This is a genomic window from Streptomyces sp. NPDC018833 (assembly GCF_044390825.1).
Lineage (GTDB): Bacteria > Actinomycetota > Actinomycetes > Streptomycetales > Streptomycetaceae > Streptomyces.
In genome coordinates, this window is the sequence record NZ_JBIRZM010000007.1 from 294,922 (window position 1) to 305,727 (window position 10,806).

Here is a 10,806-nt window from a genome sequence, read left to right on the forward strand (position 1 = left end):
ACCGGGCACACGCCGCGGGAGTAACCCGACAGCTCCAGGTGTGGGCCGGCGGGGACCGGTGCCCTCAACCGGCGTTCTCCTCGGCGAGGATACGCCCGAGCGCCTCCTCCAGACTGACCTCGAAATCACCGAGCGCGAGCTCCTGACCGAGCGGAACCAGCCTGTCCGTACGGTCCAGGAAGGCGACGAGCGGCGGAGCACCGACACGGAACAGCGCGGAGTCGCTCCCGACGCGCAGTCGGATGTGAACGTCCGACAGCGCCTCCGGCCGGGTCGGCGCGATGTGCACATCACCGTCCCCACTCGGCGCATTGATCCCGTCGAGCAGCAGTTCCCGGCCGAAAGCCCAGGTCACGGGCGCGTCACCGGGAAGGTGGAAGGTCATCCGCACCGCATAAGGGTCCGAAGTCTCGTAGTGCAGCTCCACCGGGATCCGGAAGGAGAGCTCTTGGGAGACGAGGAAACTCATCAGAACCTCGGCCTGGACCGACTCGCGCATCACGTACCTCGCAGTAGATGAAGCAATGAATGAACCGTGCTGACGACATGAAGGAAACGGCCAGGAACGATCGCTGCCGGCTCTCTTGGCCTTCAGGACGCCATCGTGGTGGAAGCGCCAGCAGATCACAAGGAGTGATATTTCAGATACTGATGGAGAACGCAAGCGCCGCCAACAGGCTGCCTACCCCGGCCCGCAGTTGTTCAACTGCCGGGCCGAGCCTGACCTCTTGGTGCACAGGGAGGGAAATGGCCATCGTCGCAGCTATGTCACCCGCAGTGATCGGATGGCCGCGCGGACTGTGCCGACGGCGTACTCCTGACGCTCGACGACCGGCTCCACACGCCCGAGGGAGCCCCGCCGCTCCAGCAGCGCGTCCCGGTCACGGACCGAGTAGGGCGTCACCCGCTGCACCGGGTGGCGGTCGAGGTGGTCGCGGCGGGCCTCCTCGTCGAGCTGGCTGAGCAGGCACTGCCCGATCGCGTGGGCGTGCCCCGTCTCACGGAAGTCGGCCCATTCCTGAGCGGCCGGGGCGTACGGAGTGCCCGCCACGGCGACGAGCTCGATTTCACCCTCGCGGTGGACGGCGAAGTAGACGGCGGCGCCGATCGCGTCCCGCCAGTGCGTCAGGGAGTCCTCGATCGTGCTGCGACGAATGTGCACACGTCCACGCCTGGCCAGACGGCCGACCGCGTCCCCGAGCGTGAACACGCCTTTGTCGCGGCGGAGATAGTCCTCGTGCGTCAGTGTGCGCAGCAGGTGATAGACGGTGGGCAGTGCAATGCCCGTCTCACGCGCGAGCTGCTTCGCGGGGGCTCCGTCCTCGTGTGCACCCGCCGCCTCCAGCAGCCTCAACGCACGCTGCACCGAGCCGATCAGGGTAGGGACAGCGGCGTTCGTAGCCCCGGCCAAAGGTCACCCCCAGGCGTGGTGACGGGCAGCGCGCCCGCCCGCGGGGGCCGCCCCCGCGCGGCCGCCGCACCCCCGGGCCTGAACAGCCGGCCTGAACAGCCGATCAGTCCCGGGACATCTTGGAGCGCTGATCAACGCACCGGTGCGCAGGATTTCCCGAGGGGCGGCAGAGGGCTGCCACTCTCATGGCAGCCACGGCCGGCGGCGGGCTCTGTCCGGGCCGTCCCCCCGGCCGGGCTAACGGGCCTCCGGCCGCCGCTCACCAGTCCTTGCTCGAGGAGCTGGAGGACGTCATGAACTTCCGTACGAGGAAGATCAGTCCACCGACCAGCGCGACGAACAGCAGCACCTTGAAGAGCACTTCGATCACGAAGCCGATGATGCTGGTGATGAGACCGCCGAACACGGCCAGGGCGATGACAGGCACCGCGATCCACTTCACCCACCACGGCATCCTCGCGAATATCTGCCGCACGGCCATCGTCCCTACCTCGTTTCTCCGACTGCGTGCTGTCGATGCTAGGCGGCGGACCATGGTGTGCGGGGACCTGAGAGCCCTTGAAGTCCCCTGAGTGAACCCCTAGGGACCGCGCGGTGGCCGGCTCAGCTCTCCGGGGGAGAGAAGACCACCATGACCCGCAGATCCTCGCTGATGTGGTGGAACTTGTGTGGCACCTCCGCCGGCACATAGACGACGCTGCCCCGCCCGACCTGGGTCGTCTCCATGCCCACCGTGATCGAGGCCCGGCCGCTGACCACGAAGTACACCTCGTCCTGGTTGTGGGGCAGCTGCGGATCGACCTGGCCGGCGTCCAGCGCGTACAGGCCGACCGACATGTTCCGCTCACGCAGGAACTGCAGATACGCACCGTCGTTCGCGGCGCGTTCCGCTTCCAGCTCGTCCAGTCGGAATGCCTTCATCCGCCCGCCCCTGCCCTTGTTCCGACACGTCTGCCACGATCAGACACATGATGAATTTCCTAGTCAAGACGATCGCCAATGCGGCAGCTCTACTGGTGGCCATCTGGCTCCTGCAGGACATCACCCTCACCGGTGACAGCACCGGCAAGAAGGCGTGGACACTGATCCTGGTGGCGCTGATCTTCGGCCTGGTGAACTTCCTGGTCAAGCCGGTGGTGAAGCTGCTCACGCTGCCGTTGTTCATCCTCACGCTCGGCCTGATCACCCTGGTCGTCAACGCGCTGATGCTGCTGCTCACCTCGTGGCTCGCCGACGCGCTGGATCTGAACTTCCACGTCGAGGGCTTCTGGACGGCCGTGCTGGGCGGTCTCATCATCTCCGTCGTCTCGTGGGCGCTGAACGTCGTCCTGCCCGACAAGGACTGAGCGCGGCGTGAGGATCGATGTCGCAGCACACATGGTTGAGGAGCAAGCGGTATGACCGGTACTCCCCGAGGAGACGGCACGCGAGCGGTACGGGCGGGGCTGCCCGATCCGGTGAAGTACGAACCGACCCTGCCCGGTCCCGTCTTCGCGGCCCACTTCCATCTGCCCGGTGAACCCACCGGCCCCTACACATACGGCCGCGACGAGAACCCGACCTGGACGCATCTGGAGCGCGCGATCGGGGAGCTGGAGGCACCGGGGGAGGCCGTCGAGACAGTCTCCTTCTCCTCCGGGATGGCCGCGATCTCCGCCGTGCTCATGTCGCAGCTGCGGTCCGGTGACGCGGTTGTCCTGCCCGACGACGGCTACCAGGCACTGCCTCTGGTGCGCGAGCAGCTCGAGGCCTACGGCATCGAGGTGCGCACCGCCCCGACCGGCGGCGACGCACAGCTGTCCGTCCTCGACGGGGCACGGCTGCTGTGGATCGAGACGCCGTCCAATCCGGGTCTCGACGTGTGCGACGTGCGACGCCTGGCCGAGGCCGCGCACGCGGCGGGCGCGCTCGTCGCCGTCGACAACACGCTCGCCACCCCGCTCGGACAGCGGCCCCTGGACCTCGGCGCCGACTTCTCGGTGGCCAGCGACACCAAGGGCATGACGGGGCACGGCGACATCCTGCTCGGTCATGTGACCTGCCGCGACACCGCACTCGCGGCGGGCGTGCGGCGCTGGCGGAAGATCGTCGGCGCGATTCCCGGGCCGATGGAGGCGTGGCTCGCGCACCGCTCGCTCGCCACCCTGCAGCTGCGGGCCGACCGGCAGTGCGCGAACGCCCTGGCGCTCGCGCGGGCCCTGGTCGAACGGCCGGAGGTGACCGGTCTGCGCTACCCGGGACTGCCCACCGACCCCTCGCACCCGATCGCGTCCCGGCAGATGCGGCGCTTCGGGTGCGTGGTCTCCTTCGTCCTGCCCGACCGGGAGCACGCGGAGCGCTTCCTGGACGGGCTGCGGCTCGTCGACGATGCCACCAGCTTCGGCGGCGTGCGCTCCACGGCCGAGCGGCGGGGGCGGTGGGGCGGGGACGCCGTCCCCGAGGGCTTCGTGCGCTTCTCCGCCGGCGCGGAGGACGCGGAGGACCTGGTGGCCGACGTGCTGCGCGCCCTCGACGAGGCCGCTGAGGCAGCCGAGCCGGCACCGACCGCGGGCCGGCGCTGACGGCACTCCGCACGAGGGCACCGACAAGGGCCGCGGGTGACCGGGCAGCTCCTTCGAACGGTCCGAGCCTCCCCCTCGCGGCTCGGACCGTCCTGGCTCCTACGCGCGAAGAGCCATGCGAGCAAGGCTAGTTGACTCTGAGTCAGTGTCGAATCACAGTAGCGACAGCGGTCTATCGACTTATTCACACCCGATCTGCGCGCCGTCCTGGAAGCCACGGTCTCCGGCGCGGGACTCGCCGTGCTGCCGCGCTACCTGTGCGAGGAAGCGCTGCGACAGGGCCGCGTCGTCGCTCTCCTCGACCCGCCCGTCCCGCCGCTGCGCGCGTACTTCCTCGTCATCCGCACCGGGACCCTCGCCCTCCCCCATGTGGCACGGGCGCACGAGGAGCTGCTGCGCGCCCCGGAAGGCTGGTGAGACGCGGACACAGGAAGGGCCCCGGGAGTTTCAGAAGCCGCGACTTGGGCCACTCTCTTGCCATGACCGAACGACCAGTGGTCAAGCGCACCGCACGTGCCATTCTGCTCGACGGGAACGACCTCGTCCTGATCAAGCGCACCAAGCCCGGTGTCGACCCCTACTGGCTCACGCCCGGCGGCGGGGTCGAGCCGGAGGACGCCACCGTCGTCGACGCCCTCCACCGTGAGGTCCACGAGGAACTCGGCGCCAAGATCACCGATGTGGTGCCCTGTTTCGTCGACACGGTCGAGCACATCGCCGACGGTGGCGTGACCGGCGTGAAGGTGCAGCACTTCTTCGTCTGCCGCCTGGAATCCATGGACCCCTCCCTGCGGCACGGCCCGGAGATCGACGAGCCCTGCGGGGAGTACGAGATCGTGCGGGTCCCCTTCAGCAGGGTCGGGATCGCCGCCGTCCATCTCGTGCCGCTGTCCCTGCGCCACTACCTGGACGGCAACATCGAAGGCGTACGCGCGATGCATGCCCCCGACCTGGGCTGACGCCGGCGGCGGGCACCCGAGCGGCTCCTAGTCGGCCGCCGCCACGAGCTCCTCCAAGGCGTCGTGCCGGATCCGGTCGAACGGAATCCCGATCCCGCGCAGGGCGTGCACACCGCTGCGGATCATGCCGGGCGGCCCCGAGAGGTAGGCGTCGAACCCGTGCCACGGCCCGTACCGGCCGAGATCCCGCACCGCCGACGGGAACTGCGCCTGGTCGTCGACCACCGGGCGGACCGACAGCCAGGGGTGCGCCTGCTGCAGCCTGAGCATGGTGTCGATGTCGTACAGGTCGTGGTCGGAGCGCGCCCCGTAGAAGACCTCGACCGTGCGCCGCTCGCCGTGGGTGGCCACATCCTCCACGAGCGCCTTGATGGGCGCTATGCCGGTGCCGCCGCCGAGGCAGAGGAGACCGTTGTCGGTGGTGTGGTCGACCGTCATCGACCCCGCGGGCGGACCGAGCCGCAGGACGTCACCGGGGCGGGCGTGGTGCACCAGGGCGTTGGAGACCCAGCCTGCCGGCACTGCCTTGATGTGGAAGGACAGCAGCCCGTCGGCCCGGGGCGCACCGGCGAACGAGTAGTGCCGCCAGATCCTTGGCCACCAGGGCGTCTCCAGACTCGCGTACTGCCCCGCGAGGAACTTGTACGGCTGGTCGGGGCGGACCGTGACGATCGCGATGTCCGGGGTCCGCAGTTCGTGCGAGACGACTTCGGCGTCCCACCACGCGGGCGCGTGCTGCTCGTCCTCGGCCGCCGCGTCGATCATGATCTGCGAGATCGTGGTGTAGGTACGGATCCAGGCGGCCTCGGTCTCGGCGTCCCAGGTGGTCGTGGCGTACTTCGTCAGTGCCCCGACCAGGGCCTCGCCGACGGCCGGATAGTGCGCGGGCTGCGTGCCGTACTTGCGGTGGCCCCGGCCGAGATGGCGCAGGTAGTCGGTCAGCACCGCCGCGTTGTCCATGTGCTCGGCCGCGGTCAGCAGTGCCTTGAGCAGCCGGTCGCGCTGGGAGTCCATGGCGACAGGGAACAGGGATCGCAGCTCGGGGTGACGGACGAAGAGCAGGGCGTAGAAGTACGAGGTGACCCGGTCGGCCACGGGTCCGATCTCGGCCATGGTCCGCCGCACCAGGACCGCGTCAGGGGATGCGGGAGACGCGGACGGCGCGGCGGCACCGCTCGGTTCGGAGGGTGGGGTCTCGCGGGGTTCGGAAGTGCCATGGGACGGGCCCGATGCCTCGGGGGCGCTCTGCGGCCGGCCCGAGAACGGGCTCTCACCATGTTCCGGGGTGCCATGGGACGGGCCGGGGAACTCCGTCTCCCTCGGCCGGGGGCTGCTGCCGCGCGGGTGGGGCACCGAGGGCCCAGCCGTTTCGGCGTGGGCGTGGGGCGCCCGTGCGGTCGGCTCGTGGCCCGGGAGAGGCTTGGTGTGCTCGGGCGACGCGGCCTCAGCTGCGCCGCCCGGAGCGGCCGGAGTGCTCGGAGCGGCCGGGGCGTCGCGGTCAGAGGCGGAGGGACCGGCGGCCGTGTCCGCGACCGCCTCCCGGGCGGCCGGTTCGGCGGGGGCGTCTCGTTCTGCGGCAGCGGTCGGCCGCTCCGCCTGTGCCGCCTCGGGGTCGGGGTCGGGGCCGGATGTCGTCGGGATGTCGCGTACGACGGACAGCTGCGGTCGGTTGCGGCGCGATGAGCCGGAACCGACCGGGCGTATCGCCGACACGGACCGCGTCGGCATCGCCGCTGGGCGGCCTTGCTCGCTGCCCTCTGTCCGGCCGCTCTGGCCCCCGTGCCCACCTTGGCCGGTCTCCGAGCGATCGTCCGAACCTTCGGCCCCGGATGTCCCGCCAGGCCGGGCCGGCTTCCGGCGAGGCGTGAACCAATCGCCTCCGCCGCCTTCGCCTGACGCTCCGTTGTCGGACGACGTGGTGGCCCGAGCTTCCATGGTGTGCCTCGCCTCGAACATCTCTCGGTCGGTTCACGCACGTCCGTCCCGCGGAACGTGCCGCACTTACCTGCGCTGTCTCAGCATCGCCGCCGACTCATCGCCGCCGCGGCCGTGCTGTGCATCAGGACGACTTACCTCCGATGAAGACTCTGCCCGAACGCCCGCTGTCGCAGCATGGCAGCCGATTCCCCGGATCGGCACAAAGAGCCGAAAGTCCGGGCAGCCCAACCCCTTTTCGCATTAGGCTTCCTTGCTTCATGTGCCCGCACCGGATCGTGCCGAGCTCCTGAACTGCTCGTGCGCTCGGGCCTTTCCCGGGCCTCGCGAAGACGGTGCGCCTACAGCTGCCTCATGATCGGCTCGAGCAAAGGGTGGTCGGCATGCGCCATCACCGCTGTGGGCACAGCTGAGGACCTCCGCGTCCGACATGGAACCACCGTATGCATGACACCCGTCCAGGCCAACCCCGAACTCTGCACAGACCTGGTCCGTGATCTTCACCGTCGCAATGTCCGGCATCCCTGCCGTTCACCCGTGTACGCCGACGCAAGTACCGACACTTACTCCCACTGTCGGACGACCGGCCGCCCTTCTGCCCGGCACCGTGTTTCACGTGAAACCACTCAAGCGCCCCGCCCGCCGGGGAATCCTCGTCGTCCATGTCGCCGCATCCGCGGGCTGGCTCGGGCTCACCCTCGGTCTGCTCGCGCTTGCACTCACCGCCTGGACCACGGGCTCCGCCCCGGCGGTCGAGGCCTCCTACCGCTCCATGAAGGTCTTTACGGACTGGTTGCTTCTGCCCGTCGCCTTCCTCACGCTGTTCAGCGGCCTCGTTCTGTCACTCGGCACGAAGTGGGGCCTTACACGGCACTGGTGGATCGCCATCAAGTTATGGCTGGCGCTGGCGACCGTCACCGCTTCCGTCTTCACTCCGCGGCCGGGCGTCAACGGCGCCGCCGACAGCGTCGCTTCGGGCGCCGTGGTCGTGGACCTACGGGATCTCGTCATGGGCCCCCCGTGTCACTGACCGCCTACCTCTTCATGACCGTGGTCTCCGTGCTCAAGCCATGGGGGCTCACCCGGCGCGGCCGCCGTCTGCGGGTCGCGGTCTCCTCACCCAAATCGGTGGACGGGCGATCAGCTCGTCAGACAGCCTGACCCCATGCCGACTCCGCTCTCCGAGCTGCCCATCAGGCGTCTGACCATCGACGACCTCGTCTCCTGTGCCGATCTCTCGGAAGACCGCGGCTGGCCACGCGAGGATCACAAATGGGGCCTGCTGCTGACCGCCGGCACGGGGTACGGGATCGACGATCCGACGGGCAAGGGACTGGTGGCCGCTTGCATCCTGACGTCTTACGGCACCAGGCTCGCGGCGATCGGCATGGTGCTGGTCGCTGAGCGGTTCGCGCGTCAGGGAGTCGGGCGCCGGCTGATGAAGCATGTCCTGGCAGAGGCCGGGGACACTCCCCTGACCCTTCATGCCACGCCCAACGGGCAGCCGCTGTACGAAGAGCTGGGCTTCGCCGCCACCGGCCGGGCGGAGATGGTCCGGGGCCACTTCACCGCCACGGAGCCGGCGACCGGGGTGGCGATCCGACCGGCGACGGCGGAGGACATGGCCGTGGTGGTGCGACTGGACGCCGAGGTCTTCGGCGTGGACCGCACCCACATGATCACTCGCCTGCCGGCCTTCGCCGACCAGCTCCTGGTGGCCGAACAGGACGGCGTACTGACGGGGTACGCGGCCGCCTGGCCGAACATGGTCACGCATGTCGTCGGCCCTCTCATCGCCAAGGACACCGAGACGGCGAAGGCCCTGATCACCTCCCTGGCGTCGAACACGGACCGTCCGCTGCGCACCGACATCGACGTGCGCCACGAGGAACTGCTCGCCTGGGTGAAGTCACAGGGCCTTGAACCGATCGCCTTCAACACGGTGATGACCTACGCCGTCCCCGCGCTGCCGGGCGACTGGACCCGCCGATTCGCACCGCTGACAGTCGCGGCGGGCTGAGGGCCCGATCCCCCAGCCGGCCGCGAGGTTTTCCGCGTCCGTCCACCGCGGTACCGGCAGGCGGCCGGGAGACTCCTCGATGGACCAGTCCTCAGTGGACGAGCTGGGCCACGCGGTCGTCGGCCGTCGCCTCGGCGGCGGCCTGCTTGTCCCGGCGGACATCTGCAGATGAAGCAGGTCGCCGACGCGGTCGTCCTCAGCCAGAGCGCGACGACCCGGCTGGTCACGCGGCTTGAGGACCGCGGTCTGCTGACCCGCTATCTGTGCGACACCGATCGCCGAGGCATCTACACCGATGTCACGGAGGCCGGCCTGGCGCTGCTGACCGAGGCCCGGCCCACCAATGACACAGCAACCCTCAGCTCGTCCCTCTCGTCAAGACCGTCGAAGAGCTGCGGGTCCCCGAGTAGTCTGCGGATCATGAGCGATCTGCACATACGCCCCGCGGCCGCCGACGACATCCCGGCGATCGTGTCTCTGCTCGCCGACGACCCGCTCGGCGCCCAGCGTGAATCACCTGACGACCTCTCGCCGTACACGGCGGCGTTCGAGCGGCTGGCCGCCGACCCCAACCAGTACCCGACCGTCGCCGTACGCGACGGTCGGATCGTCGGCACACTGCAGCTGACGATCATCCCCGGCCTCTCCCGGCGCGGCACCACCCGCTCGATCATCGAGGCAGTCCGGATCCACGCCGACGAGCGCGGCAGCGGGCTGGGCACGCAGCTCATCGAGTGGGCCGTGGAGGAGTCCCGCAGCCTGGGCTGCCGGCTGGTGCAGCTCACGTCGGACGCCACCCGGACCGATACCCATCGCTTCTACCAGCGCCTCGGTTTCGAGCCTTCCCACGTCGGGTTCAAGCTCAATCTCTGACTTGAGTTCTAACCTCGTTCACCGTGCGGCCCCGTGCGTGCGCAGGTCGGCAGCTGCTTGCTCCTTCAGGAACACGACCCGTCCGAAGGCTCCTCCCGGTGGTGTTCCATAATCTCGGCTCATGAGCGCCGCCGTACGCATCCCGGAGTACCTGGAGGACTGCGAGCTGGTTGCGGGCGAGGATCTCGCGCGAGAACCCGCCTTCTGGCTTGCCCATGTCCTGCTGACGATGGGTGATCCGAGCGAGCAGGTGGACCGATACGGGATTGACCCCTCGGCTTACGAGGCCATGGTGGATCGCCTCAGTGATCCCGACCGACCTTGGCCTGTCTTGCGGGTCTGCTTCGACGGCGGACACACGGCCTATGTCGTGTATGCCAACTTCGAAGACGCAAGCAACGTCGACTTCTTCGTCCGACACCCCGAGTGGGGGCGACTCGGCTACCTCGGCCAGTGCGGCGTGGACGAGGCCGGCCCCGGGCTGTCCTGGACGGAACTCATCACTCTCGCCGCCGGCGCGCGGGACGGCAGCGAAGGTTTGTCCGAAGAATCCGAACGCCTCCTGCTCCTGCTGCCGATGCTCGGCGATGCCGACATGCCGGGCGAGGCCCGTGACACCGTCGCGCGTGCGCTGTCCTGCTGTGGGATACGCCCAGATGAGGCCAGCGACTTGGCCGCGTCCCTGCTGGGTGTGCAGGACCCGTTCGACGGACCGCGGTGGACTGTGAAGGGCGACAACCCGGTGGCCGTGTGCTCGTCCCAGTACAGTCCCCGCCAGGTACCGCTTGCCCTCGGTATCACTCCGGACCAGGCCCAGGCCTTGGCCAACGCCCTCAACGCTCCGGTCCGCGCCGCGCATCCGGAGCCTCCTCCGGCCTAGATGATCGATTCCAAGGGATCGGCTGCGCGCATGAGGTGAGGGAGCCCAACGTCAGTGTGTGAAGACAGAGTTGGACTCCCTCGCCACCGCACTCTATGTGAAGACCGACGACCTGCTGAAGGACTCACCGCATCTCGCGCCGTGGCGGCCGGCGGTGGGGATTACCC

10 protein-coding genes and 5 pseudogenes are annotated in these 10,806 nt (G+C 69.1%); 10 read left to right on the top strand and 5 right to left on the bottom strand.

Annotated features, from left to right (window positions below; all coding sequences use genetic code 11):
- Nucleotides 1-64: 64 nt before the first annotated feature.
- The 4 genes and pseudogenes from ACH5AF_RS17590 to ACH5AF_RS17605 form a co-directional block, all read right to left on the bottom strand.
- Nucleotides 65-499 carry an SsgA family sporulation/cell division regulator gene (locus ACH5AF_RS17590; RefSeq protein ID WP_398902528.1) on the bottom strand — a complete coding sequence of 145 codons (435 nt, stop codon included), beginning with the start codon at nucleotides 497-499 and terminating at the stop codon, nucleotides 65-67.
- A 142-nt stretch (nucleotides 500-641) separates the two neighbouring features.
- Nucleotides 642-1,411: pseudogene (locus ACH5AF_RS17595) on the bottom strand (IclR family transcriptional regulator).
- A gap of 259 nt (nucleotides 1,412-1,670) precedes the next feature.
- Complete coding sequence (locus tag ACH5AF_RS17600; protein WP_398902529.1) at nucleotides 1,671-1,886, bottom strand: DUF5326 family protein; 216 nt, start codon at nucleotides 1,884-1,886, stop codon at nucleotides 1,671-1,673.
- Nucleotides 1,887-2,014: 128 nt separating this feature from the next.
- The gene (locus ACH5AF_RS17605) at nucleotides 2,015-2,332 is read right to left on the bottom strand and encodes a cupin domain-containing protein (RefSeq protein ID WP_398902530.1); all 318 of its coding nucleotides are present in this window, start codon (nucleotides 2,330-2,332) and stop codon (nucleotides 2,015-2,017) included.
- A 47-nt stretch (nucleotides 2,333-2,379) separates the two neighbouring features.
- On the opposite strand from ACH5AF_RS17605, the gene ACH5AF_RS17610 reads away from it, so the two are divergent.
- From ACH5AF_RS17610 to ACH5AF_RS17625, 4 genes and pseudogenes are all read left to right on the top strand, one after another.
- Nucleotides 2,380-2,757, top strand: coding sequence for a phage holin family protein (locus ACH5AF_RS17610; RefSeq protein ID WP_398902531.1), 378 nt, complete (start codon nucleotides 2,380-2,382; stop codon nucleotides 2,755-2,757).
- Between the two features lie 51 nt (nucleotides 2,758-2,808).
- Nucleotides 2,809-3,972, top strand: a complete 1,164-nt coding sequence (locus tag ACH5AF_RS17615) for a cystathionine gamma-lyase (protein ID WP_398902532.1) — start codon at nucleotides 2,809-2,811, stop codon at nucleotides 3,970-3,972.
- Nucleotides 3,973-4,152: 180 nt separating this feature from the next.
- A pseudogene (locus tag ACH5AF_RS17620) lies at nucleotides 4,153-4,389 on the top strand (LysR substrate-binding domain-containing protein); the annotation flags it as partial.
- A 62-nt stretch (nucleotides 4,390-4,451) separates the two neighbouring features.
- Nucleotides 4,452-4,931, top strand: coding sequence for an NUDIX domain-containing protein (locus ACH5AF_RS17625; protein ID WP_215182333.1), 480 nt, complete (start codon nucleotides 4,452-4,454; stop codon nucleotides 4,929-4,931).
- Nucleotides 4,932-4,958: 27 nt separating this feature from the next.
- Here the strand turns inward: ACH5AF_RS17625 and ACH5AF_RS17630 are convergent, their stop codons facing one another.
- Nucleotides 4,959-6,590, bottom strand: coding sequence for a globin domain-containing protein (locus ACH5AF_RS17630; protein WP_398902556.1), 1,632 nt, complete (start codon nucleotides 6,588-6,590; stop codon nucleotides 4,959-4,961).
- 892 nt (nucleotides 6,591-7,482) lie between these two features.
- Between ACH5AF_RS17630 and ACH5AF_RS17635 the strand changes: the two are divergent.
- The 6 genes and pseudogenes from ACH5AF_RS17635 to ACH5AF_RS17660 all read left to right on the top strand — a co-directional run.
- Nucleotides 7,483-8,027 (top strand): annotated as a pseudogene (locus tag ACH5AF_RS17635) (DUF2269 domain-containing protein).
- A gap of 4 nt (nucleotides 8,028-8,031) precedes the next feature.
- The gene (locus ACH5AF_RS17640; RefSeq protein WP_398902533.1) at nucleotides 8,032-8,886 is read left to right on the top strand and encodes a GNAT family N-acetyltransferase; all 855 of its coding nucleotides are present in this window, start codon (nucleotides 8,032-8,034) and stop codon (nucleotides 8,884-8,886) included.
- A 168-nt stretch (nucleotides 8,887-9,054) separates the two neighbouring features.
- A pseudogene (locus ACH5AF_RS17645) lies at nucleotides 9,055-9,114 on the top strand (MarR family transcriptional regulator); the annotation flags it as partial.
- Nucleotides 9,115-9,306: 192 nt separating this feature from the next.
- Nucleotides 9,307-9,759, top strand: a complete 453-nt coding sequence (locus ACH5AF_RS17650; protein ID WP_398902557.1) for a GNAT family N-acetyltransferase — start codon at nucleotides 9,307-9,309, stop codon at nucleotides 9,757-9,759.
- Nucleotides 9,760-9,880: 121 nt separating this feature from the next.
- The gene (locus tag ACH5AF_RS17655; RefSeq protein ID WP_398902534.1) at nucleotides 9,881-10,639 is read left to right on the top strand and encodes a hypothetical protein; all 759 of its coding nucleotides are present in this window, start codon (nucleotides 9,881-9,883) and stop codon (nucleotides 10,637-10,639) included.
- 58 nt (nucleotides 10,640-10,697) lie between these two features.
- A pseudogene (locus ACH5AF_RS17660) lies at nucleotides 10,698-10,806 on the top strand (IS982 family transposase); the annotation flags it as partial.

Excerpts from the sequence above, each read along its gene's own strand:
- ACH5AF_RS17590 (WP_398902528.1), bottom strand. The coding sequence starts at position 499 with ATGCGCGAGTCGGTCCAGGCCGAGGTTCTGATGAGTTTCCTCGTCTCC.
- ACH5AF_RS17605 (WP_398902530.1), bottom strand. The coding sequence starts at position 2,332 with ATGAAGGCATTCCGACTGGACGAGCTGGAAGCGGAACGCGCCGCGAAC.
- ACH5AF_RS17610 (WP_398902531.1), top strand. The coding sequence starts at position 2,380 with ATGATGAATTTCCTAGTCAAGACGATCGCCAATGCGGCAGCTCTACTG.
- ACH5AF_RS17615 (WP_398902532.1), top strand. The coding sequence starts at position 2,809 with ATGACCGGTACTCCCCGAGGAGACGGCACGCGAGCGGTACGGGCGGGG.
- ACH5AF_RS17625 (WP_215182333.1), top strand. The coding sequence starts at position 4,452 with ATGACCGAACGACCAGTGGTCAAGCGCACCGCACGTGCCATTCTGCTC.
- ACH5AF_RS17640 (WP_398902533.1), top strand. The coding sequence starts at position 8,032 with ATGCCGACTCCGCTCTCCGAGCTGCCCATCAGGCGTCTGACCATCGAC.
- ACH5AF_RS17650 (WP_398902557.1), top strand. The coding sequence starts at position 9,307 with ATGAGCGATCTGCACATACGCCCCGCGGCCGCCGACGACATCCCGGCG.
- ACH5AF_RS17655 (WP_398902534.1), top strand. The coding sequence starts at position 9,881 with ATGAGCGCCGCCGTACGCATCCCGGAGTACCTGGAGGACTGCGAGCTG.